The sequence below is a fragment of the Enterobacter genomosp. O genome (assembly GCF_001022965.1).
Taxonomy (GTDB): domain Bacteria; phylum Pseudomonadota; class Gammaproteobacteria; order Enterobacterales; family Enterobacteriaceae; genus Enterobacter; species Enterobacter cloacae_L.
This window is the reverse complement of sequence record NZ_LECZ01000026.1, coordinates 138,669-162,798: the sequence shown is the minus strand read 5'-3', so window position 1 is coordinate 162,798 and position 24,130 is coordinate 138,669. Positions and strand designations below refer to the sequence as shown.

General features: G+C 53.7%; 22 protein-coding genes and 1 tRNA gene. 14 read left to right on the top strand and 9 right to left on the bottom strand.

Going from position 1 to position 24,130, the window contains the following annotated elements; translation table 11 throughout:
- Window position 1: 1 nt before the first annotated feature.
- Window positions 2-1,204, bottom strand: a complete 1,203-nt coding sequence (gene gltS / locus ABR39_RS14560) for a sodium/glutamate symporter (protein WP_047347511.1) — start codon at window positions 1,202-1,204, stop codon at window positions 2-4.
- Between the two features lie 225 nt (window positions 1,205-1,429).
- On the opposite strand from gltS, the gene xanP reads away from it, so the two are divergent.
- Entirely contained in the window at window positions 1,430-2,821 is a 1,392-nt protein-coding gene (xanP, locus tag ABR39_RS14555; protein ID WP_047347510.1) for a xanthine/proton symporter XanP, read from the top strand.
- A gap of 119 nt (window positions 2,822-2,940) precedes the next feature.
- Window positions 2,941-4,644, top strand: a complete 1,704-nt coding sequence (locus ABR39_RS14550; RefSeq protein ID WP_047347509.1) for an AsmA family protein — start codon at window positions 2,941-2,943, stop codon at window positions 4,642-4,644.
- Window positions 4,645-4,704: 60 nt separating this feature from the next.
- Here ABR39_RS14550 and yicI read toward each other — a convergent pair whose 3' ends face one another.
- Together yicI and ABR39_RS14540 are read right to left on the bottom strand one after the other, a co-directional pair.
- Window positions 4,705-7,023 (bottom strand): alpha-xylosidase, encoded by a 2,319-nt coding sequence (gene yicI / locus ABR39_RS14545; protein WP_047347508.1) that lies wholly within the window; start codon window positions 7,021-7,023, stop codon window positions 4,705-4,707.
- A 12-nt stretch (window positions 7,024-7,035) separates the two neighbouring features.
- Entirely contained in the window at window positions 7,036-8,427 is a 1,392-nt protein-coding gene (locus tag ABR39_RS14540; RefSeq protein WP_023334006.1) for a glycoside-pentoside-hexuronide family transporter, read from the bottom strand.
- A gap of 288 nt (window positions 8,428-8,715) precedes the next feature.
- Here ABR39_RS14540 and ABR39_RS14535 point away from each other — a divergent pair.
- Window positions 8,716-8,810 (top strand) — tRNA-Sec (locus tag ABR39_RS14535).
- 10 nt (window positions 8,811-8,820) lie between these two features.
- On the opposite strand, the gene ABR39_RS14530 is transcribed toward ABR39_RS14535, so the two are convergent.
- Window positions 8,821-10,815 carry an AAA family ATPase gene (locus tag ABR39_RS14530; RefSeq protein ID WP_072059246.1) on the bottom strand — a complete coding sequence of 665 codons (1,995 nt, stop codon included), beginning with the start codon at window positions 10,813-10,815 and terminating at the stop codon, window positions 8,821-8,823.
- Window positions 10,816-11,104: 289 nt separating this feature from the next.
- Between ABR39_RS14530 and ABR39_RS14525 the strand changes: the two genes are divergently transcribed.
- The 4 genes from ABR39_RS14525 (at window position 11,105) to ABR39_RS14515 (ending at window position 13,210) form a co-directional block, all read left to right on the top strand.
- Window positions 11,105-11,437, top strand: a complete 333-nt coding sequence (locus ABR39_RS14525) for a SymE family type I addiction module toxin (RefSeq protein ID WP_047347507.1) — start codon at window positions 11,105-11,107, stop codon at window positions 11,435-11,437.
- A gap of 328 nt (window positions 11,438-11,765) precedes the next feature.
- The gene (locus tag ABR39_RS14520; protein ID WP_047347506.1) at window positions 11,766-12,251 is read left to right on the top strand and encodes an Hcp family type VI secretion system effector; all 486 of its coding nucleotides are present in this window, start codon (window positions 11,766-11,768) and stop codon (window positions 12,249-12,251) included.
- Between the two features lie 9 nt (window positions 12,252-12,260).
- Complete coding sequence (locus tag ABR39_RS24900; protein ID WP_072059245.1) at window positions 12,261-12,626, top strand: tlde1 domain-containing protein; 366 nt, start codon at window positions 12,261-12,263, stop codon at window positions 12,624-12,626.
- Window positions 12,623-13,210 (top strand): hypothetical protein, encoded by a 588-nt coding sequence (locus ABR39_RS14515; RefSeq protein WP_240477073.1) that lies wholly within the window; start codon window positions 12,623-12,625, stop codon window positions 13,208-13,210. The genes ABR39_RS24900 and ABR39_RS14515 overlap by 4 nt, the downstream gene beginning before the upstream one ends.
- 38 nt (window positions 13,211-13,248) lie before the next feature.
- Here ABR39_RS14515 and ABR39_RS14510 read toward each other — a convergent pair whose 3' ends face one another.
- From ABR39_RS14510 to ABR39_RS14490, 5 genes are all read right to left on the bottom strand, one after another.
- Window positions 13,249-13,686: an acetyltransferase gene (locus ABR39_RS14510; protein WP_047347505.1), complete on the bottom strand. Its 438-nt coding sequence runs from the start codon at window positions 13,684-13,686 to the stop codon at window positions 13,249-13,251.
- 102 nt (window positions 13,687-13,788) lie between these two features.
- Window positions 13,789-14,787 carry a class I SAM-dependent methyltransferase gene (locus ABR39_RS14505; protein ID WP_047347504.1) on the bottom strand — a complete coding sequence of 333 codons (999 nt, stop codon included), beginning with the start codon at window positions 14,785-14,787 and terminating at the stop codon, window positions 13,789-13,791.
- A gap of 85 nt (window positions 14,788-14,872) precedes the next feature.
- Window positions 14,873-15,754 (bottom strand): GlxA family transcriptional regulator, encoded by an 882-nt coding sequence (locus ABR39_RS14500; RefSeq protein WP_047348159.1) that lies wholly within the window; start codon window positions 15,752-15,754, stop codon window positions 14,873-14,875.
- A gap of 237 nt (window positions 15,755-15,991) precedes the next feature.
- Window positions 15,992-16,471: a hypothetical protein gene (locus ABR39_RS14495; RefSeq protein WP_047347503.1), complete on the bottom strand. Its 480-nt coding sequence runs from the start codon at window positions 16,469-16,471 to the stop codon at window positions 15,992-15,994.
- A gap of 1 nt (window position 16,472) precedes the next feature.
- Entirely contained in the window at window positions 16,473-17,324 is an 852-nt protein-coding gene (locus ABR39_RS14490) for a winged helix-turn-helix domain-containing protein (protein ID WP_240477071.1), read from the bottom strand.
- 61 nt (window positions 17,325-17,385) lie between these two features.
- Between ABR39_RS14490 and ABR39_RS25885 the strand changes: the two genes are divergently transcribed.
- From ABR39_RS25885 to ABR39_RS14460, 7 genes are all read left to right on the top strand, one after another.
- Window positions 17,386-17,589 carry a hypothetical protein gene (locus ABR39_RS25885; protein WP_131701708.1) on the top strand — a complete coding sequence of 68 codons (204 nt, stop codon included), beginning with the start codon at window positions 17,386-17,388 and terminating at the stop codon, window positions 17,587-17,589.
- A 500-nt stretch (window positions 17,590-18,089) separates the two neighbouring features.
- A complete protein-coding gene (locus ABR39_RS14485; protein WP_047347501.1) occupies window positions 18,090-18,692 on the top strand; it encodes a DNA-binding response regulator in 603 nt (200 codons plus the stop codon).
- Window positions 18,693-18,744: 52 nt separating this feature from the next.
- Complete coding sequence (locus ABR39_RS14480; RefSeq protein WP_047347500.1) at window positions 18,745-19,329, top strand: fimbrial protein; 585 nt, start codon at window positions 18,745-18,747, stop codon at window positions 19,327-19,329.
- A 53-nt stretch (window positions 19,330-19,382) separates the two neighbouring features.
- Window positions 19,383-20,060 (top strand): fimbria/pilus periplasmic chaperone, encoded by a 678-nt coding sequence (locus ABR39_RS14475; RefSeq protein ID WP_047347499.1) that lies wholly within the window; start codon window positions 19,383-19,385, stop codon window positions 20,058-20,060.
- Between the two features lie 23 nt (window positions 20,061-20,083).
- Window positions 20,084-22,609, top strand: a complete 2,526-nt coding sequence (locus tag ABR39_RS14470; protein ID WP_047347498.1) for a fimbria/pilus outer membrane usher protein — start codon at window positions 20,084-20,086, stop codon at window positions 22,607-22,609.
- On the top strand, window positions 22,600-23,118 hold the full coding sequence (locus tag ABR39_RS14465; RefSeq protein ID WP_047347497.1) for a fimbrial protein: 519 nt from the start codon (window positions 22,600-22,602) through the stop codon (window positions 23,116-23,118). The genes ABR39_RS14470 and ABR39_RS14465 overlap by 10 nt, the downstream gene beginning before the upstream one ends.
- On the top strand, window positions 23,118-24,128 hold the full coding sequence (locus ABR39_RS14460; protein ID WP_047348158.1) for a fimbrial protein: 1,011 nt from the start codon (window positions 23,118-23,120) through the stop codon (window positions 24,126-24,128). Before ABR39_RS14465 ends, ABR39_RS14460 begins: the two co-directional genes overlap by 1 nt.
- The last annotated feature ends 2 nt before the right edge of the window (window positions 24,129-24,130 follow it).

Here is a 24,130-nt window from a genome sequence, read left to right as displayed (position 1 = left end):
TTCAGGCGAACATCGGCAGCATCAGATACAGTTTGATCACCAGCGCGTTAACGATATCAATAAAGAACGCCCCGACCATCGGGACCACCAGAAACGCCATGTGCGATGGCCCGAATCGTTCGGTGATCGCCTGCATGTTGGCGATAGCCGTTGGGGTTGCCCCCAGACCAAACCCGCAGTGACCCGCCGCCAGCACCGCCGCATCGTAGTTTTTACCCATCATGCGCCAGGTGACGAACATGGCATAGAGCGCCATAAACAGGGCCTGCACCGCCAGAATTGCGACCATCGGCAGCGCCAGCGAGGCCAGCTCCCACAGCTTGAGGCTCATCAGCGCCATCGCCAGGAAAAGCGACAGGCAGACGTTGCCGAGCACCGATACCGCCCGTTCAAACACGCGGTAGAAGCCCATCAGCGCCAGACCGTTGCTCAGGATCACCCCGATAAACAGCACGCAGACAAACGTCGGCAGTTCAAACGCTGAGCCCGCCAGCCATTGCGCAACCAGTTTGCCCACGGTCAGGCAGATGGCAATCATCGCGATGGTTTCAATCAGCACCAGCGAGGTAATACTGCGCCCGACGTCCGGCTTTTCAAAGGCGGTCGGGACCAGCTCATCGTCCGGTCTGCCGTCCGGCGTGGTGGAGTGCTTCACCAGATAACGCGCCACCGGGCCGCCAATCAAGCCACCCAGCACCAGGCCAAAGGTGGCACAGGCCATCGCCACTTCCGTCGCGTTTTCAAAACCGTAGCGCTCGACGAACAATTTACTCCACGCCGCCCCGGTACCGTGACCGCCTGACAGCGTAATCGACCCTGCCAGCAGCCCCATCAGCGGATCCAGCCCCAGCAGCGTCGCCATCCCGATACCGATGGCGTTTTGCATCAGCAGCAGCCCAACCACCACAATCAAAAATACGCCGAGCACTTTGCCGCCCGCCCGCAGGCTCGCCAGATTGGCATTCAGGCCGATGGTGGCAAAGAAGGCCAGCATCAGCGGGTCTTTCAGAGACATATCAAAATCGATTTCCCAGCCCATGCTTTTTTTCAGCACCAGCAGGGCCAGCGCCACCAGCAGGCCACCGGCGACGGGTTCGGGAATCGTATATTTCTTCAGAACGGAAACGCTATGTACCAGCTTACGGCCAAGCAGTAAGACCAGCGTTGCGGCAACAAGGGTCGACAACGTATCGAGATGAATCATAGAAGGCTCCTGTTTTGCGTGTGTTCCATACACACGCGGCGTTATCCTGGGCCGGTTTGCGCTCTTCATGAGCTCCCGGCGCAAAAAGTGTAATTTTATTTCCCCATGGGTTGTAGAAAACCTGCTCACAGCGGCAGATTTTCTTGTCTTTTTTTGCTGGCAATCGTTTGCTTTTACCAGGTGGTCAGATAAAATGCCCGCTTTTCCACCGTGGGATTGCCGCCGATGTCCGTTAACACCATAGAGTCGCCCGATGCGCAACCGGTTGCGCAGAAGCAAAACAGCGAACTAATTTACCGCCTTGAAGACCGCCCGCCGCTGCCGCAGACGCTTTTCGCCGCCTGCCAGCATCTTCTGGCGATGTTTGTTGCGGTGATCACCCCGGCACTGCTGATCTGTCAGGCGCTAGGCTTACCGGCACAGGACACGCAGCACATCATCAGCATGTCTCTTTTCGCCTCTGGCGTGGCCTCGATTATTCAAATTAAAGCGTGGGGTCCGGTGGGATCGGGATTACTGTCGATTCAGGGCACCAGCTTTAACTTCGTGGCGCCGCTGATCATGGGCGGTACGGCCCTGAAAACCGGCGGTGCGGATGTCCCGACCATGATGGCGGCGCTGTTTGGCACCCTGATGCTGGCAAGCTGCACGGAGATGGTGATTTCCCGCGTTCTGCATCTGGCGCGTCGCGTCATCACTCCGCTGGTTTCCGGTGTGGTCGTGATGATTATCGGCCTGTCTCTGATTCAGGTGGGCCTTACCTCCATCGGCGGCGGCTATGCCGCGATGAGCGACCACACCTTTGGCGCACCGAAAAATCTGCTGCTGGCGGGCGTCGTGCTGGCCATCATTATTCTGCTTAACCGTCAGCGTAACCCCTACCTGCGCGTCGCCTCGCTGGTGATTGCTATGGCGGCAGGTTATCTGCTGGCGTGGGCGCTGGGCATGCTGCCGGAGAACACCGCGCCGACCAACAGCGCGCTGATCACCGTCCCAACGCCGCTCTACTACGGCCTGGGCATTGACTGGGGCCTGCTCCTACCGCTGATGCTGGTCTTTATGATCACCTCTCTGGAGACCATCGGCGATATCACCGCTACCTCGGACGTCTCCGAGCAGCCGGTGTCCGGCCCGCTGTATATGAAGCGTCTGAAAGGCGGCGTGCTGGCGAACGGGCTGAACTCGTTTGTCTCTGCGGTATTCAATACCTTCCCGAACTCCTGCTTCGGCCAGAACAACGGCGTGATCCAGCTGACCGGCGTGGCCAGCCGCTACGTGGGTTTCGTGGTGGCGCTGATGCTGATCGTTCTCGGCCTGTTCCCGGCGGTGAGCGGCTTTGTGCAGCACATTCCTGAGCCGGTGCTGGGCGGCGCAACGCTGGTCATGTTCGGGACTATCGCGGCCTCCGGCGTGCGTATCGTCTCCCGCGAGCCGCTGAACCGCCGCGCAATCATGATTATCGCGCTGTCGCTGGCCGTCGGTCTGGGGGTTTCCCAGCAGCCGCTGATCCTGCAGTTTGCCCCGGACTGGGTGAAAAACCTGCTCTCTTCCGGCATTGCCGCGGGCGGTATCACCGCTATCGTTCTGAACCTCGTTTTCCCGCCTGAGAAAAACTGATTTCTCTCACGGCAGGCAGTCAATGCCTGCCGTGACATCTAATTACACCATTCCCGCCTTGAGGATTGCGCATAAATCGTGCATAACTCCTCTATGTGCGTTTTGCGGGATGGAAGACCATGAAATTTATTGGAAAGCTACTCGTTTACCTTCTTGTCGCCCTGCTCATTGTGGTGCTGGCGCTCTATATTCTGCTCCAGACCCGCTGGGGTGCGGCTCAGGTCAGCAGCTGGGTGACGGTGAATACCGACTACGAGCTCAGTTTCGACAAAATGAACCACCGCTTTTCGTCGCCTTCCCACATCATTCTGGAAAACGTCACCTTCGGTCGGGACGGTAAACCCGCCACGCTGGTTGCCAAAAACGTTGATATTGGCCTGAGCAGCCGCCAGCTCACCGAACCGTTGCATATGGACACCATTACGCTGTTCGACGGCACGCTGAATCTCTCCCCGCAAACCGCGCCGCTGCCCCTACAGGCGGATCGCCTGCAGCTGAACAATATGGCGTTCAACAGCCCCAATACCGAGTGGGAGCTGAGCGCGCAAAAGGTGACGGGCGGCGTAAGCCCGTGGCAGCCAGAAGCGGGCAACGTGCTGGGTAAAAACGCGCAGATCCAGATGAGCGCCGGCTCGCTGACCCTGAACGGCGTTCCGGCCACCAACGTGCTGATCGAGGGCCAGCTTAACGGTAAGGAAGTGGTGCTGAACACCATTGGTGCCGATATGGCCCGCGGCTCGCTCACCGGCTCCGCCCTGCGCAACGCCGACGGGAGCTGGATTATCGATACCCTGCGTCTGAACGAGATCCGCCTGCAGAGCGATAAAACGCTGATGGCGTTCTTCGCGCCGCTGACGACGATCCCTTCTCTGCAGATTGGTCGTCTGGACGTGACCGATGCCCGGCTACAGGGCCCGGACTGGGCGGTAACCGACCTGGATTTGAGCCTGCGCAACCTGACGCTAAGCAAAGGCGACTGGCAGAGCCAGGAAGGTCGCCTGTCCATGAACGCCAGCGAGTTCATCTACGGCTCACTGCATCTCTTCGACCCGATCCTGAACGCGGAATTCTCTCCGCAGGGCATGGCGCTGCGCCAGTTCACCTCCCGCTGGGAAGGCGGCATGGTGCGTACCTCCGGTAACTGGCTGCGCGACGGCAAAGCGCTGGTGCTGGACGATGTCGCCATCGCCGGGCTGGAGTACACCCTGCCCGAAAACTGGAAAACGCTGTGGATGGAGCCTCTGCCGGAATGGCTGAACAGCGTCACGCTGCAAAAATTCGGCCTGAGCCGCAACCTGGTGATCGACATCGATCCTGCCTTCCCGTGGCAGATCACGTCCCTGGACGGCTATGGCGCAAATTTACAGCTGGTGAAAGATCGCCAGTGGGGCGTGTGGGGCGGCAGCGCAACCCTGAACGGCGCGGCGGCAACCTTTAACCGCGTGGACGTGCGCCGTCCGTCGCTCGCGCTGAACGCCAACGCCGCCACGGTGAACATTACCGACCTGAGCGCGTTTACCGAGAAAGGAATACTTGAAGCAACGGCGACGGTTTCACAGCTTCCGCAGCGTCAGGCGACCGTAAGCCTGAACGGACGCGGCGTACCGCTCAACGTGCTGCAGCAGTGGGGCTGGCCTGCGCTGCCGATTGCGGGCGATGGCAATATCCAGCTCACCGCCAGCGGCAGCGTGCAGGCGAATGCCCCGCTGAAGCCAACGGTGAACGGCAAGCTGAACGCGGTGAATATGGACAAACAGCAGGTGCAGCAGACGATGACGGGTGGTGTGGTTTCAACACCACCCTCACCCCAGCCCTCTCCCTGAAAGGGAGAGGGAGCAAACCATTCCCTCGCCCCTTTGGGGAGAGGGTTAGGGTGAGGGGAATTAAAGGTGAACCACCACCTCATCCCCCTCCGCTTTCACCACCACGCCCCACTCGCTTCCCGCGTGTGAACCGCCTTTCACGCCGCTCACCTTCTGCACGTTGCGCAAGCAGACCGACCAGTTCCGCGCGTCGCCCGCGCCGGTAAAGGTCACGGTGTCGCCCTGACGAGATGCCTTCAGCGTAAATACCACAGAACCGTCCGCCACAGGCACTTCACTCATCGCCGTTGCGCCATCACTCAGGTTAAACAGCTGGAAAGCCGTCCCCTCGTTCCACGCGTAGTCCGGCTTCTGGTTATTGTTGCCCAGCGCCAGCAGCGTGTTGTCGCGCACGTAAACCGGCAGGCTCATGAAATCATGCTGCTGCTTATGCCAGCGGCTGCCCTGGATTTCATCGTTGTGCCACAGGTGCGTCCAGCGTCCTTCCGGCAGGTAGAACTGCACGTCGCCCGCCTCGGAGAACACCGGCGCGACCATCACCGAATCCCCCAGCATGTACTGGCGGTCGAGGTAATCGCACGCCGGATCGTCCGGGAACTCCAGCATCATCGCCCGCAGCATCGGCGTGCCAAACTCGCGGGCCAGCGCCGCCTGACGATACAGATACGGCATCAGCTGGCATTTCAGCTGAGTGAAGTGGCGCACCACGTCGCAGGACTCGTCATCGTACGCCCACGGCACCCGGTAGGATTTGCTGCCGTGCAGGCGGCTGTGGCTGGAGAAGAGACCAAACGCGCACCAGCGCTTGTAAACGTGCGCCGGAGCGGTATTTTCAAACCCGCCAATATCGTGGCTCCAGAACCCGAAGCCGGACAGGCCAATCGACAGCCCCCCGCGCAGGCTTTCGGCCATCGATTCATAGTTGGCATAGCAGTCGCCGCCCCAGTGAACCGGGAACTGTTGCGCCCCGACGGACGCGGAGCGGGCAAACAGCACCGCCTCTTCCTCGCCCACCGTCTCTTTCAGTACGTTCCACACCAGCTCGTTATAGATGAAGGCGTAGTGGTTGTGCATCTTCTGCGGATCGGCCCCGTCAAACCACTGCACGTCCGTCGGGATACGCTCGCCGAAGTCGGTCTTGAAGCAGTCGACGCCGATGTCCACCAGGCCTTTCAGCTTGTCGGCATACCACCGGCACGCATCTGGGTTAGTGAAGTCATATATTGCCAGCCCCGGCTGCCATTTGTCCCACTGCCACACGCTGCCGTCCGGGCGCTTGAGCAGGTAGCCCTTCTCTTTCAGCTCCTGGAATACCGGTGACTTCTGGCCGATGTACGGGTTGATCCACACGCAGACCTTCAGCCCTTTCTCCTTCAGGCGGCGGATCATCCCTTCCGGGTCCGGGAAGGTCACCGGGTCCCACTCAAAATCACACCACTGGAAGGCCTTCATCCAGAAGCAGTCGAAGTGGAAGACGTGCAGCGGCAGGTCGCGCTCGGCCATGCCGTCGATAAAGCTGTTTACCGTCGCTTCGTCGTAGTTGGTGGTGAACGAGGTAGTCAGCCACAGGCCGAACGACCACGCCGGCGGCAGCGCCGGACGCCCGGTGAAGCGGGTATAGCGGTTCAGCACCTCTTTCGGCGTCGGGCCGTCGATCACGAAGTACTCCAGGTATTCCCCTTCGACGCTGAACTGCACTTTTGAGACTTTCTCCGAGCCAATTTCGAAGGAGACGTTTTCCGGATGATTGACCAGCACGCCGTAGCCGCGGTTGGTCAGGTAAAACGGGATATTTTTGTAGGACTGTTCGGTGCTGGTGCCGCCGTCGCAGTTCCAGGTGTCGACCCGCTGGCCGTTGCGTACCAGGGCGGTAAAGCGCTCGCCCAGACCGTAGACCGTCTCCCCCACGCCCAGATCCAGGCGTTCAAACACGTAATTGCGGTCGGTAGTGGCGTCCTGCACGTAGCCGTTGTTTTTCAGCTGGCTGCCGGTGATGCGCTGCCCGTCGCGCAGGAAATCCAGCGCCCAGAACTCGCCTTTGGTGACGCGCACGCTGACGTTGCCGCTTTTCAGCTCGGCAAACTCCGCGTTGTTTTCAATCTCAACATTCGCTTCTTTCAGCACGTTGAGCGGGTAGTGCGGGCCTTTATCCTGCGCGCCCTGGAAGTGCTCGATGCGCACCCCGACAATCCCTTCCTGCGGTGCGAAAAGCCGGACGGTGAACATCAACGTATCGAGCTGCCAGGCGCGTTCCCGCACGTCGCGCGGCGCCACGTAGACCACCAGGTCATTGCCCTGCTGCTCCACGTCGAACACCTGTACCGGATACGTCACGTTCAGACCCGGTTGAATAAGCCAGTTTCCATCACTGATTTTCATACTTTCGTCCTCTTAGTTCTGTAATTCTTTGCTGACCGGCAGGTTTTCAAATTCCTGCTGGTTGCGGCGTGCGCCCTGCGCCAGCTCGCCCAGGATTTTGGTCAGGAAGGGAGTTTTCAGGGTGTAGTAGCGTTTGGCGATAATGGCGCTCAGCACGTAGCAGACCGCCGGGGCCAGGGTAAACAGGCCGATAATGATGCTGATGGTCGCGCTGTTCTGGGTTTTGGCTGCCGCGTCGTAGCCGCCGCCTGCCAGCATCCAGCCGATCATCGCTCCGCCCAGCGCCAGGCCGAGCTTCAGCACGAACAGCGTCCCCGCAAAGCTGATGCCGGTCAGGCGCTTGCCGTTGGTCCATTCGCCGTAGTCGACGGTATCGGACATCATCACCCACTGGATCGGCGTCACCAGCTGGTGCAGCACGCCGATGACGAAGATAAAGGCGAACATCAGCACGGTGGCGTGCATCGGCACGAAGAACATCGCCACGCTGACCACCGCCAGCGCGGCGTTGGTCCACCAGAAGATGCTGACCTTGCACTTCCAGTCGGTGAGCGGTTTCGCCAGCGCGGAGCCAATCAGGTTGCCGACGCAGTAGGTGGTGAGGAACGCGACGAACACCTCCGGCGAACCCATGATCCAGGTGCAGTAATACATCATCGCGCCGCCGCGCACGCAGACGGCGAGGATGTTCAGGATGGTGAGCACGCCAACGATGCGCCACTGGTCGTTGTGCCAGATGTCGCGCAGGTCTTCCCGCATGGAGGTGGTGCTCGGCGGCACCTGGATGCGCTCTTTGGTGGTGAAGAAGCAGAACGCCAGCATCAGGAACGCGACTACCGACAGCACGGCGATCCCACCCTGGAAGCCGAACGCCTTATCGTCGCCGCCAATCAGCTTAACGAGCGGCATCATCAGCACCGTGGAGAGCATGCCGCCCGCCGTCGCCAGCACAAAGCGCCAGGACTGAAGGGAGATACGCTGCGTCGGGTCGTTGGTGATCACACCGCCGAGCGCGCAGTAGGGGATATTGACCACGGTATAGAGCAGGGTCAGCAGGGTGTAGGTAATGGCGGCGTAAACCATTTTGCCGTTGAGGCTGAGGTCCGGCGTGGTATAGGCCAGTACGCAGACGATGCCGAAGGGGATCGCGCCGAACAAAATCCACGGACGGAACTTGCCCCAGCGGCTGCGGGTGCGGTCGGCAATCAGCCCCATGCACGGGTCGGAGATCGCATCCAGCGCGCGTGCCAGCAGGAACATGGTGCCGACAAACCCGGCGGGAATGCCGAAAATATCGGTGTAAAAAAACATCATATAAAGCATGACGTTATCGAAAATGATGTGGCTGGCGGCGTCTCCCATGCCGTAGCCAATCTTCTCTTTTACTGACAATACTTCGCTCATCTTTTCTATCCTTCACGCTGTAAGGGGCGCTGAGACCGGTTACAGAGTTTTAACCCGTTGTTTCAGGAACGGGTATTGCGTTTTCTGGTTAGCAGATTACGTTTCTTGTTTTTTGTGATCGCGGTAAATGTTGGGGAGCACGAGGGGCTAACATGAGGATTTTATTAAGAATTAACTGAAAGGAGGCCATTCAGGTCAAAAGAGAGGTGAAAAAAGTGTGTCGGGGTATGTGGTAAATGCCTGAAAGTAGCTATAATGCGCCCCGCCTCCATGTAGCAATGCAGGCGCGGAAGATCGTCATCTCCGGTGAGGTGGCTGGACTTCAAATCCAGTTGGGGACGCCAGCGTTCCCGGGCAGGTTCGACTCCTGTGATCTTCCGCCAAAATTTCTATTTATTCCATTATGTTTTGTTCATCTCCATTCTCGAAGAAATCAATAATATCAGTAAGCCATTTATCGCATTTTCTTACCCTTAAATTATTTAGATCTTTAACATACATGCTCGATATTAATGATTTCATTCTTTGAGAAGTTAAATATTGATAAAATTCTTCTTTCTTTTCATACCCTTCGATTGACGTTGGTTTTAAAAAAGCAATACCACCGCTCAGATTAACAAAATCAACCTCTTCATTTAATTTGTAAAAAACCAAAAGGTCACGTAGAGTTTGATCCTGTTCTTTAATTTTATGGAGTACATCCCAAACAATTTTAGGATCAAGCAAATCTTCAATTTCAGTATTAATACCCATAGTAGATGCGATTGAAATTAAACCACTTTCGTCATTATTTAAACTTAGCCTAAAAAATCCAAGTTTATTTTTGTAATTACTTTTTTTATAACCATCGATACGAATGACATTTTTATCATCCGTATCTATGAGACACATAACCTTGCCTTTGATTTCTTTATTCTCTTGTGTATCAGAAAATGGAACCTGAAGAAAATCAAATATTTTTTTAATATTCCCACACCCATTAAATGGCAATATATATAAATTATCAACTCTATTTTCTAAATAGCGCTTGAGATATAAATAATCTTCTGTTCCTTCACAAAATATCCAGTTATAACTTTTCTTTTTAAGAAGAGTCAGCATAGATGCCATCAAATCAAAGTAACTCCTAATTTCTATAGAATTTGGGAAAGCGCGTCTACTTTCTTGAAGATTATTTAATGGAAAACTTTCTATTTTCAAGTTTTCGCTCTTACAAACAAAATGTAATGAACCCTCAATAGGTCTCAAAACTAAACCATACCAATGTGTTGTAACAAAAATTTGTCGACCATATTTTTCAGATAATTCAATCAAACTACAAAACTGCTCAAAACGATGAGCAGATTCTAGAGAAACCTCAGGTTCATCAATTGCCAATATTACTTCTTTTTCTTTTTCTTCCTTGGTCGATAAAAGAGTTGTTGCGATATCAATTAAAGCCAAGCGTTGCTCACCGGAGCTTAAATTATTGATACTTTTAGAATTCTTTGATAAAGGCCTAAGTGAGAAATATTTAACAAAAATCGAATCAAGTATATCTGTAGGTTTTATAGGCCTTTTAATTGCTCCTTTATACTCAAATTTATAACCTTCAGGAATCTTTTTGTTTAAACTTTCAATGTAGGACTCTAATTTCTGATTAATTAAGTCTATAACGCTATATTTTAATGGTTTTTTGCGGGGCCGACCGGGCTTAAGAACTGTGTTTTCTTTTGAAGGCAATGAATGATCTTTGGATGAAAGCAACTGCCTAATCTCATCTGACACGGTTTTATCCATCATTCCTTGCATCTCTTGAGCCTGCAAAGAGAGTACATCACTTATCTTATTTTCAACAGGAAGATAAATATATCGATATCTTTCTAAAATCCTCTTAAAAATACTTATTATTTTATCTTTAGAAACACCATCTTTTTTTGTTGCATTACTAATTTTATTATGAAAGGTTGTAGTAAGTAATATATTCCCTTCATAATCTTTACCTATCGCTATAAGATAATAATCGTTTGGACGATACCATTCTTTGAGCTTGTTTCTATATTTTATAAAATTTTTTGTAACTTCATTGGCTGGCATCTCATTAAAATGATGCTCCCAAAAATAGTGTGAAATCCTTGCCATTTGAGGATCATCATCATCCCAATTTGACTTTTTTATTAAAAACAAAGGGAATATATGTGCGCTATCTTTCTTTTGGCCGACTGTATAAGCCCACTCTTTACTATCTACGTTATTCATCAAACAATGAATACTTTCTAGGATAGTTGATTTACCAGCTCCATTATCACCAGCAAAAATAGACATCCTATCTTTTTCAGATGTGACAAATGGAATAAAATTCATATTTTTATAAATTTTGAAATTTCTTAAAAAAAGCCCTACAATCATATTGTTTCTTCCATCCTGAAATTTATTAAATTGCTGTCAAATGTATTTATTTACTCTTAAGTCTCATCCCCAAACCTCATGTATGTTGCCTAAAGATACGCTTTCATCCTTTTGATACTGCATCTTTATAAAAACATTATTTTATGACTCAATTTTTCGATTTACTAGCATCGAATGTTATTATTTGTATATCCCGATATTATCGTTCTGACCACTGAATTCGAAACACCCTAGTAATAGGGGTGCAAAACGTCAAGAATTAACCTCACCAACTATCAAGGAGTTGATTATGGCTAATTCGCATTCTACTCCAGATACCGATGAATCCGGAACCGATCATTTGTTAATTATGGGACACCGCCCAAATTTTTCGACAAATCCACGCAGAAAAATAATCCTTTCCGGCAAATGGCTGCGCGCTGTGGGGTTTGATACCGGACAGCAGGTCACGGTAAAGGTGATGAAGGGAGGCATCGTTTTGGTGGCGTATAACAAGCAGGAACAAAGGGTTCTGGACGATTACAAACGTACTAAAGCAAAGTTATGCCAGATAGAGAGCACGCTGGCGAGCCTGCAATTTCAGCTGTTATTAAATTGGCGGCTGAGCATGCAGCCAACATAAAACACATTATGGAATGCCAGATTTCTTCCATAACATCCAAAAAGCAATCGAACCCAACATGTAATGCTTACTTACAAGTTCAACATTTGATGACATTCATCATTACAATACCTGATGCTATTTTAACTTAGCATTTATCTTAGGATGGTAACGTAATCATAATTCGGCGTTATAATTTTTAAAAGTCTATCCGAGTAGCTAATACATCGCAAAGAGCAATTTTAAGTCCGACTACAATATTTTATTTGCTTTTCTATTTTGAAATGAAAGTCACAATTTGAATCCATAATGAAGAGTAGTTTCCCTCAGTCTATAAAAGGAGATTGAGATGGCAATACCTGTTTACTTATGGCTTGAGGATGATTCAGGTCGGAGAATTGAAGGATCTGTCGACGTAAAAGAGCGCGAAGGTTCAATAGAAGTGATTGAATTTATGCACTCTGTTGAACAACCTATCGATAAGTTTTCCGGGAAAATAACAGCAAAACGCATTTGTAGTACCTATGCATTCATGAAAGAGATTGATTCATCATCCTCTTATCTATACAAAGCCTTGAGCACTGGACAAACGCTAAAAAAGGCAGAGTTTATATTTTACAGAATCAACTATAACGGGCTAGAGGAGGCTTACTTTAAGACTATTTTAGAAAATGTAAGAGTAGTTCAAATTGAACCTATCATGTTTGATATTAAACACCCACAAAATGAACGCTATACACACCATGAATATGTTGATCTGACATACGAAAAAATAACATGGCACTATATTGATGGAAACATCATTCATACTGACACATGGAATGAACGCGCTTAAGGAGAAAGTATGTCCTGGGAATATGATGTAAAAGAGCACAAATTTTACCTGGATGGTGTATATCAGTTTGATGCGGATTATGCAGGAGCAAGTGGTTACAAAAACGATCCTACGCAAGAATGTGTAAAAAACAGCGGACCTCTTCCCAGAGGAACCTACACAATCGGTTCACCCCATAATTCAGCGCATACTGGAAAATATACTCTCAGCCTTACGCCTTACTCGACAAATGATATGTGCGATAGGGATGCATTTAAAATTCATGGTAAAAGCAGTTTGCACCCTGATGATTCTTCAGAAGGCTGCATCATTGCTCCTCTAAGTGCCAGGAGGAGTATCTGGAAAAGCAACGATACGGTACTGATTGTCAAATGAAGCGTCTATTTTGTTTATTGCCATTACTCGTTGCAGTCAGTACGCATGTTTTAGCAACTGAAATGACCGGCTTTGCTACCCAGTACTACGACGAAGGCGGAACGCTGGCAGAAATTTCAACAACAATGCCCCTCTCCCCCACCATCGTAATCGGAAAGAAAACCGTTCAGATGGAGGTTACTCCTCTGGCAGATATATCCAGCACAGCAGTTCAGAAAGGCAGTTCCGCACGCTGGGTCTGCCTTCATGACGACGATGGAACGAATTACTGGTTCATTTCTGATAACGAAATGGGTGCAGGATTGCTAACTGCGCTAGCTATAGCCCAGGATGGCATCCATAGCGAGTGTGCGAAAACAACGGAGCATATCAAAGTCTCAGTCGCTCATCTTCCATTGTTAAATGCGACGTATGGGAACTTAGTCGAATTGTTCGACAAGAAAGAGATCCCCAAAAACAACGAGTTGCTCTTTTATCAGGAGACGCCAGTACAGAATGGATTCACCCAGAGTAATACCGTCTCTTATTACTTCGATGGCGAAAAAGTGCGTGGCGTAATCATCGGACAAATTACCAGTAACTAATTTGCAGGCTCCCTCTTCGCAGGAAGAGGGAGTCAAGGCTATTCAGCCAACCGCATATGCAACAGCGGAAACGGATTCCCCTGCCCGTCCACTTCCGAGCGGCCGACCTGCTCAAACCCCATATGGCGATAAAACGCGACGCCCTGCGGGTTCTGCTCATTCACATCCACTTCGTTTACGCCAAACTCTGCGATGGCGTGTTGCAGCAGCAATTTCCCAACGCCCTTCCCGCGGCTTGCATCATCAACAAACAGCATTTCAATACGGTTTTCATCCACGCCTAAAAAGCCGTGAATAACGCCTGCATCATCACGGGCCATCACGACGGTGAGGTTTGGCAGATACGCGTTGAGCAATAGCGGACGCAGCGCCGCGATATCGCTTTCCTGTAGAAAGTGATGGGTGGCGCGAACGGAGGATTCCCAGATGGTAACCAGGCGTTCGAAGTGTGAGGGGTATGCGGTTTCTATTTTCATGGGGGGATCATGTTTGGAAAACCCAACTAATGCAAGTCACTCTGTGCGTGCTGTTCCCCCTCACCCTAACCCTCTCCCTCAAGGGAGAGGGGATCTATAGCGCTAAACCCTCACCTCCATCACCGCATACACCCCATCCTTCGGCACCACCACGGTGACGTTTTCCACCGGCACGCCCGCCGCGATGTGGATATCCTGCAGCTGCTGTAACGACCGCGGGTGAATATCCTCCCAGCCGATACCGCGCAGCACAAAATCAATCTGCGGGCTGCTGGTCAGCATGTTCGACACAATCACCGCCCCGCCGGGCTTTACCAGCCGCAGCGCGCGCTGGAGGAAAATCACCGCATCGGTGTCGTTGAAGTATTCGAAAATCCCGAGCGCGTCGACCAGTTCGGCCTGATGCTCGCCCAGCTCCAGCAGTAAGTCCTCGTTACGCACCAGAGTATGAAACAGGTTGCGCCGGAGTAGGGTCAGCTGTTCGCCCACCACAATGCCCTCCTGCGCCGCCATGGTTTCGGCCCAGCTGAGCGCCACGGGGTCTTTGTCCACCAGCGTGAGATACACCTGCTGGCCGTCGAGCTTTGCCTCGCGCAGCGCCTCCAGCACCGGGATGGCGGCACCGCTCGCCAGGCTAACCCAGTTGTTCTCGCTCTCATTATGAATGTACTTATCCACCAGCGCGGCCAGCACCCGGGCGCGGGAGCGCACGCCTACCGCATCGTTAGCGTGGATAAACCACTGACGGCTGTCGCTGTCCATTTTGGTGCCGTCGGGCAGGCGGTCTTCCAGCGGGTTTTGCACCACAAACAGCGCCAGCGCGGAGGGCACCAGCCGGGTTCGCCACGCGGTAAGCGCCGGACGGTTGCGAAAGGCCTGCTCGGAATAGCGGTTCTGCGGGACAAGCACGGCCTGCCCCCCTTCGTCGTATTCAACGCGCGGAGGCCGGAGCGCAGGCTCGGCTTTCAGCGCCCGGTCGAGGGCGGCGATCTCACGGGCAGCATCGTCTTTCATCGGCCACTGGTCGCTGACGTCGGGAAATGACGCACTGAAAATCGTCATATTTGCCGGTGCATCGCCGCGAAAAGGCTGCCAGTTCATGTCGTCTTCCCTCCGTTGGGCTTTTAACGGAAGTCTATCCAGGCGGGCCAGTAATACCCTACGAAGAAAGCACGAAATCGGGGCATTAGCTCTGCGACGTGCGCCATACCCCGGGCGTGCAGCCGTACTCGGTCTGGAAGTGGCGGATAAAGTGCGCGCAGTCGCTAAAGCCCATCCGCCGCGCAATGTCCGTGACGCTTTGCTGCGAGTTCTTCAGCAGCCAGCAGGCGTAGCGCAGCCTGGCGCTGCGGATAAATTCCCGCGCCGTTTTGCCAAACTCGGCGTGAAACAGGCGGTTGAGCTGACGTTCGCTGAGCGCCACTTCGCTGGCCAGCCCGGCGGTGCTGAGCGGGCGCGTCAGATACTGCTCAATCATCATGACCGCACGGCGCAGGCGCGAGTCAGGAATCAGGGCGATGTTGGCAGGCCGGGGCGTGGCCGTCTCGTGCGGCGTCAGGGACAGGCGCTGGCAGGCGCTATGGGCGATCTCACTGCCGGCGTGGGCGCGAATAAGCTCTGTCGCCAGGGTGATGGTTGAGATCCCGCCGGGGCAGGTCAGGACATCCCCCTCGTCAATAAAATCATAGCCTTGTTCGGCGTATACCTGCGGGAAGGCTTTGCGGAATCGCTCAAGGTGGAAAGGGTGAATCGATGCGCGTCGCTCGTTCAACACCCCCTCCTGCGCCAGCACAAAGCTGCCGGTGCCAATCCCAATCAGCGGGACATTCATATGGTGGGCATGGGTGAGGTAGTCTCTGTCCCCCGGATAACCCTGCGACAGGTACTCCAGCTCGCCGCCGATGATCGCAATATAGTTAAACGTCTCCGGCGGCGCGTGCGGGGCATCGGGCCTGATGCTCACCCCGGAGCTGCTGGTAACAGGGGTATCAGGCTGTTCACTGAGTAAACTGATTTTGAATGCTTTTTTCTTCTGGGCTTTGGTTGCGTATCGCAACGCTTCCAGCAGGCCGGACAAGGCTAACAGTGAATACCGGGGCCACAGCAGTAACCCAATATGCAGCTGCGTTTCCGACGCAGATATACCTCCACCGGAAGAGTCAAAGAGAGTTTTCATTTTCTTGCCAAATGTAAGAACAACATTATTGCAACGCGTGGCTGCTATTTATATACCTAAGATAATCCTTAGGCTCTAAATCAAGCATAAATGAAAACGGCGGCTTTGATAACTTTTTACTTAATACGCTTATCCATTTCTTGAACTTCGACATACATATGTCGGTAATGTTCCTAACGTGAAAATATAGTTATCATTTTGTTGTTCATTGATCCGAATATAAATACTTTTTCCGGAGTATACGAAGAACTGCGGCTCATATTTTTCGAGCCAATTATCGGTAACATTATCGTCCGGGAATTTCATATGCCGCTCGGAAGTCAATAAAAAGACATTATCCTTGCGCTCAACCTGAAAAAATATTTTCCGGTCAATAATTTTTGTCGGATCGCTATCAACGCTGCCATTCATACTGAGCGTCCCGCTGTTGCCGTCAAAGATGTAATTCAGCCACAGGGAGAGTTTCTCTTCGGGATGATGCTGTACCAGGTTCGCCTGACACGAAAAAGGCTGCACGTAATACCGGTGCCACAGGTAATAACCCGACAGCATTACCCCCACCAGCAGACATGCGGTGAACAGATACAGCAGCTGACGAAAACGGGTCATGCTAGCGCTCCTCAATAAAATAGTCAGAGATGCAGCGATTCGGCTCCTTCATCGATCTGTCGCACCGAATCACGGACGCGCGCGGCAGCAGGGGGTACCAGCTGATATACACCCACGGATAGCTGGCGCAGGCGTCCTTAAACGGCGTCAAATACGCCAGGGCTTTCGACCGCTCGTCCTGGGTCTGAATATCCTGAGCCAGGTAGACGTGACACGCCCCGACCAAAGCAGTAAAGCGATAATCGTCGATAAAGCGTTTTTCACGCGCGCTGCTGTGAGTCACGATGCCTGCCCCAACCAGCACCAGCAGCGCGATCAGCATGCCAGGAAGCCACCGGAAGCGATGCCCGGACGCGCCGGTTACGACGGCTACCGGCTCCGCCGACAGCGGTGGCAGCACCGCAGGCGAGATCGTGTCGCATAGCTCAGGCGCATCTTTCTCGGGTAGTTCCGCGGGACGAGGATGGGGGTCTTTAACCACGATTTGCGTATCGCTCGCCAGCGTTAACCCGATGCGCGGAATAGTGACGATGGGGTCGACCTCAAAACCAATCTTTTTCAGCCCTTTTCGCAGAATAGAGATGTTTTGATAAAAAGTATTGGGCGAGACCAGCATCCCGCGGCGCTGCCAGACAATATCAAGAAATTCCTGTTGCGTGACAATGGCCCCGGCTCTTTCTATTAATAACAACAGGCATCGGCCTGCCGGAGAATTTAAAACGACAACCCGATCGGGGCTGGCGATATCCCTCAGCGTGCTGGTCGCGGGATGAAACTCAACCATATTATTGATGATGTAATGCTTATGCATAGCGTTGGTGAGCGTTCTCCGTTCAATTGCGCCGCTTTTCACGACGGCATATCAGTGCATCGGCGAATGTTGACGACGTTCGCTACGTAACATAAGGATTAATGTGGCTGATAAAATTTATGCTGTATATATCAGCAATTGGCGAAAAATCTTATTTTCCTCTCTTCTCTCTGTCGCTTCACTGAAGCGTGAGACGTGTTTAACACCGCTCCGGCGCGCTCTGGCAGAGCCCGGCATCCTCTCTCTTAACTTTTCTGAAGTAATGAATGAACACGGCAGCACTGAAGGCGTAATGCGCCACGCTTGACATTGACAAAACCCTACAAAAACCATAATTGAACAGCGTGGACATGGACGTCTGAAATATACAGAGCGGTTAACGCTTAAGTTTTCTTAACTTCCTTTAATATCAATAAATAACGCTATTTTTGCCGATATTCACCCTGCGGTATCATCAGTATAAATCGATGATAACACTCGGAAATTGTTATCCTCCGTCAGCACTTCAGCCCCGCGCTGACGCTAGCAGACACTTCCCTTACACAACATTTAACAAAGACAAAGATTAATAAAAAAAAGCGGTTATGCTTATTTACAGGCAATAAAGAGGAGAAACATCAACAGAAGGGCCGATCGACCGCGGTATCAAAATCGTTAATTAATACAAATTAAGATTAATTCAGATTACCTCTTTTATGGCCGGCGTATAGTAGGCCTACTCCATGCATAGCGTGATGACTTCGAGAATACAGGCCAACCTTAACCGCATCGGTTTGTCTTATTACTATTATAAATCGAGGGACTAACATGGCGAATAAGAACGAAACACAACAACATTTACGTATCGCATTAATGGGTGGCGACCATTATGCACGAAAGGGCATCATCACATTATTAAGGAGCATTACGCCAGAATCTCAGATTGAAATGACAGCCGGGAATTTTCAGCAGCTTGATAACGTATTATCGACTACGCCAATTGATATTCTCCTGTTATCAGGTTCTGACAAGTATCACACCGGATATGATTATCTTAATGGGCTGAAAAGAATCAAAGCAAAATATCCCGGCGTGATTGTTTGTATGTATTCCGCCCCTGCGCATTCATCGCAATGGATTAGAGGCGATATCGATGCCTATATCTCACTGCATGAGTCGGTTTATTGCTGGCGGACGAAATTATTAAAAATGGTCGATAGCCGCTATCGCCCACAAAAGAAACCAACGGCGTTATCGCTGACGCCAGGAGAGTGGAGGGTCTTAAAGGAACTCAGGAACGGACTGGATATGAGTTACATCGCAGAAACAGAGAAGCTTTCATATCGCCGGGTAAGCGCTTTAAAAAACTCCGCGATACGAAAACTCGGGCTCAGGAATAAGACAGATTTGCTGGTCTTTTTAACCAGTTAGACCTGCCGCTTTCAGAGCAAATCTCATCAATAAAAACAAAGGAATTAAGAAAATGAAAGCACGCGTAAAACACAGCACATTTCTGGCATTAAGCATTGCCGCTCTGCTGCCTGCCGGTTCCGCCATGGCGGCAACCGCGAGCGGCGGCACGGTGAACTTCAGCGGCAAAGTCGTGACCTCCGCCTGCGCCATCAGCGCAGGCAGCGCCAACATTGACGTCGATCTGGGCGAAGTGCGTACCGCCACGCTGGCGGCCGCAGGCAGCGAAGCGAGCACCGCAAAAGCGTTTGCCATCACCCTGGAAGATTGCGAAATCGCCGATACCTCAGCGTCAACGGAGGCGAATCCGATTGCCGCAACAACCGTATCCGTCACCTTCACCGGTACGCCGGACTCCACCGATGCCAATAGCCTGGCCGCCGGAGCAAACGGCAGCACCACCTCCGCGCAGCATGTGGCGATTCGTCTTTATGACGAACAGGGCAACGTGGTGAATCTGAACGAACCCGCAGCGGCCATCCCGCTGCGTAAGGGTGCCAACACCCTGAACTTCAGCGCGAAATATTACTCGCCGCAGGGCGGTGCCACCGCGGGTGATGCCAGCGCTGTCGCGACCTACACCGTTACCTATTCGTAATTTTCAGGCCCGGTCTGCTGGCCGGGCCTGACTCAGCTTTGAGGAGCATCCCTATGCGCGTAAACACATGGATTTGCCTGGCTGCCACAGTTTGTTCAACCGCCGCGTACGCCGGCGGCGTGGGGTTGGGCGCAACGCGAATGGTCTACTCCAGCGCCGCCAACCAGTCCATGCTGCAGGTCAGGAACACGCATCCCGACGCCACGTTCCTGATCCAGTCATGGATGGAAAACGAGAAAGGGCAAAAAACCAACGATTTCGTTATCACGCCACCGCTGTACGTCATGAAGCCCGCCAGCGAAAGCGCGGTAAAAATCATGTTTAACGGCAAAGCCCTGCCAGAAGATCGCGAAACGCTCTACTGGATGACGGTCAAAGCCATTCCGCAGCAGACCAAAAGCGGTTCCGGCAATTCGCTGCAGTTTGCGTCAGCAAACCGCATCAAGGTCTTTTATCGCCCGGAGAGCCTCGGACAAGGCGCTGGCGAGGCATGGAAAAGCCTTTCGGGCGCGTATCGCGCCGGGAAAGTGACGCTCACGAACCCAACGCCGTACTACCTCACCACTATCAACGTGAAGATTGATGGTATGCCGGTGCAGCCGGTGATGTTACCGCCGAAATCCAGCGTGACGCTGGCCGAAGCCTTTAGCCATGCAAGCAGCATGAGCTATCAGACCATTAACGATTACGGGGCATGGACCCCCGCCACGCGCGCGTCGTTATCCCAATAATAAAAACAGTAAGGCGTGACCACGTGAAAAGAAAAATCCTGTGCGCCACGGTGATCTCCCTGGTAGTTCGGCAAGCCGTGGCTGCCGAAAGCGAACTGCAATTTAACCCCGCGTTCCTCAACGGCGAGAGCGCAAACAGCGCCGATCTCGCCTGGGTTAACGCCGGGAGCGCGCTGCCGCCTGGAGACTACAACCTCAACGTGTATATCAATAACAATTACGCGTTCACAGGCAACGTCACGTTCCGCATTGCTGAAAATACGGCGGGAGAAGCCCTGCCGTGCCTTACGCCTGAACAAATCGCCGCGCTGGGCATCGACAGCCAGCAGGCAAAAGGCGGCGCGCTGCCGCTGGCGCAGCGCTGCATCTTCCTGACACAGGCATTTGCCGATAGCCGGTTTGATTTTGACCAGCAGACACTCACCCTGAACTTCACCGTACCGCAAAGTGCGATGCGCAATTTACCGCGCGGGTACGTCAGCCCGGAAAGCTGGGAGGCAGGGATCCCTGCCGCGTGGCTGAATTATGTGGTGAACGGTTCGAACAACGAATATCAGGGCGAGACGCGCACGCGCGATCGGCAGCTGTTTGCAAGCCTGAACAGCGCCATCAACCTCGGCGCGTGGCGGCTGCGTGATTTCACCACGTGGACCAAAGAGAGCAACGAGCTTACCCACGTGCAAACCTGGCTGCAGAGGGATATCCCCGGCCTGAATGCCCAGGCATATGCCGGTGAAACCTATACCTCGTCACAGGTCTTCGACTCCGTGGGCCTGCGCGGTGTTGCCCTGAAAACCGATGACAACATGCTGCCTGCCAGCCTGAGCGGCTACGCGCCGGAAGTCCGCGGCATCGCGCGCAGCAACGCCACCGTGACGGTTCGCCAGAACGGCAACATCATCTATCAAACCTCCGTTCCGCCGGGGGCGTTTGTGCTGAAAGATCTCTACCCGACGTCGTCAGGTGGCGATCTCGCGGTCACCATTCAGGAGAACGACGGCAGCCAGACGCAATACACGATTCCCTTTGCCAGCGTGCCGAACCTGGTGCGTAACGGACAGGTGAAATATGCCTTCGGTGCCGGGACCTACCGCCCGATGGGCGATCAGGCGTCGCCCTCTTTCGCGCAGGGCGAGCTGTTCTACGGCTGGCGCTACGGCCTGACGTTTTACGGCGGGGCGCAGTTTGCCGATCGCTATAACGGTCTGGCTTTCGGGGTTGGGCAAAACCTCGGCCACTTTGGTGCCTACTCCATTGACCTGACCCACGCCCGAAGCCAGCTGGCGGACGATCGGCACTACACCGGCGATTCCGTGCGCCTGCGCTACAGCAAGCTGCTGAACGACACCGGCACGCGGATAAACTTCTTCTCGCTGCGCTACTCCACTGAGGGGTTTTATACCCTCAGCGATACCACGTACAAAGGGATGGCGGGCGGGAGGCCAAAGCAGATCGTGGAAGACGATGGCACCGTCACCACCCACTACGACACGGTATATAACCTGCGGATGTCGCGTAAAGCCAAAAACCAGCTGCTGCTGTCGCAGCCAATGGGGGAATACGGCTCGCTGTCGCTGTCGTGGGATCAGCAAACCTACTGGAACACGTCAAATACCACGCAAAGCCTGCAGTTCGCGTGGAACGCCACGTTTCGTAACGTGTCGCTTGGCGTCAGCGTTCAGCGCAGCGCCAGCCTGTATGACAACAAGAAAGAGAACCTTCTGGCGCTCTCCCTGTCGGTGCCGTTTGGCAACCCGCAGCTCGCCACGCGCGCCCGCTTTACGACCACCCATGCGGATTCAACCGGCACCACCGCCAGCACCGGCGTGAGCGGTTATCTGCCGGGCCAGGAGAACCTGTTTTATAGCGTTAACCAGCGCTACAGCAGGCAGCAACAGTACGGCGGTGATGTCGCCCTGCAGTACGAAGGCGCGCGCGGGGACTATAACCTCGGCTACAGCTACACCCGCGATTCCCAAAACCTCAGCTACGGGATGAGCGGCGGCGCGGTGCTGCATGAAGATGGCCTGACGCTAAGCCAGCCGCTCGGCAATACCAATATTCTGGTTAAAGCCCCCGGGGCCAGCAACGTTTCCGTGCTTAATCACAAGGGCATCAAAACCGACAGCCGTGGCTATGCGGTGATCCCGTACGCCACGCCGTATCGCGTCAATCAGGTCGCGCTGGACGTCACCACGGCAGGTAACGACGTAGAGCTGGAAAACGCCATCGTCAACAAAACGCCCACCGACGGTGCCCTGGTCCGCGCCACCCTCGTCACGCGCCAGGGGGCAAAAGCGATGTTTAGCGTTCGTCGCGGCAACGACGTGCTCCCCTTCGGCACGCTGGTCTCACTCAGTGATGACAAAAGCAGCGGCATCGTTGGCGACGGCGGCAGCCTGTATCTGTCCGGCCTTCCCGTTAAGGGTGCGTTGAGCGCGGTGTGGGGCCGCAGCAGCGACCAGCGCTGCACCATTAACTATGCGTTAAATAAGCAAAATTATAATGCCCGCACCGGCCTTTATTCACAGGAGGTGGTATGTCAGTAACGCTCCGGATGACCAGCATCGTCCTGCTGCTGTTTTTTACTCTCCCCGTTCGCGGCTATGACGTGCTGGTTTCCGTCACCGGCAATTTGATCGGCAATACCTGCGTGGTCGCCGCGGGTTCTAAAGAGCAGGAAGTACCGCTGGGGACCATTGGGATCAAACAGTTCCCCCGCGCAGGGGCGGTAAGCAACATCAAAACGCCCTTCACGATCAGGCTTGAAGCCTGCGGGCCGACCTTTGCCGGGGTAAAAATCCGCTTCAGCGGTACGCCGGACGATGACGACCCGCAGCTGGTAAAAATTGCCGACGGCGGCGCAACCGGCGTGGCGGTGCAGATCCTCGACAAAGAAAGCGCGCTGATTCCACTGAACACGCAAACCCCCGCCTGGGGCACGCCGGGCGATGACAGCGTAGAGGTAACCTTCTATGCCCGACTGGCCGCCACGGGCGCGCCCGTCAATCCCGGAGATGTCTCTGCTTTCGCCACCTGGACCACGGAGTATCAATGATGCGTTTAGCTTTTTTAATCACCGGATTACTCCTCTGTGCCAGCGTACAGGCGATGGAGTGGAAATCGGATATTACCCTCTCCCCCCAGCCGATGACCTACAGCGGGCCAGCGGATTCGGTAGTGCCGGGCAACATCATCGGTTCGACCTGGAGCGCAACCGCCAGCGTGCAGCAGGTATTCTGGTGCGGCTGGGTGTTTACCTGCTCCAAAGGCACGCTGGAGCCGAGCAGCAGCGCAATTTCAAGCGGCATGACGGTCACCGTCGACGGGGTGAACTACACCATTTTCGAAACCGGCGTGCCGGGGGTGGGGTATATCATCGGGCTGAAGGATTTTAACGGCTCCGCCTGGATTCCGCTGCAGAGCGGTATCACGCAAAGCTACCCGGCGGACGGTACCAATGGCTATGCCACCGATTTAGGCTGGTCCGCCAAGGTGACTTTTATTAAGACCGGCACGGCGCTGAAATCAGGGGTTTATCAGATCCCGACCATCAACGCCGCGGTTCTGACCGCGTATAACAACGAGGTCAAAACGGCAAAGGTTATTATTAACCCTACCACCATCACCGTCACGGCGAGCGGCTGTACGGTGGGCACCAAAAGCGCGAATGTTGATCTGGGCACGATTGATATCCGCACCTTGACCACCGTGGGCAGCACGTCACCTTCCGGGTCGTTTAACGTCAGCCTGATCTGCGACGCCAACGTGGCGGTTAACGCGGTGATGACCGATCAGACCACGCCGTCGAATACCTCGTCGGTGGTGACGCTGACCGGCGACTCCACGGCGTCCGGCGTGGGGGTGCAGTTTTTCTACAACGGCACCGGCCCGCTGATGATGGGGCCAGACAGCTCGGCGGCGAACACGACGAACCAGTTCTTTATCCAGAGCACCACCGCGGCGCAAACCCTGTCGCTGCCGTTCCAGGCGCAGTACATCCGCACCGGCGAGCTGGTCCCCGGCTCGGCGAACGCCCTGGCAAGCATTACGTTTTCCTACCAGTAGGG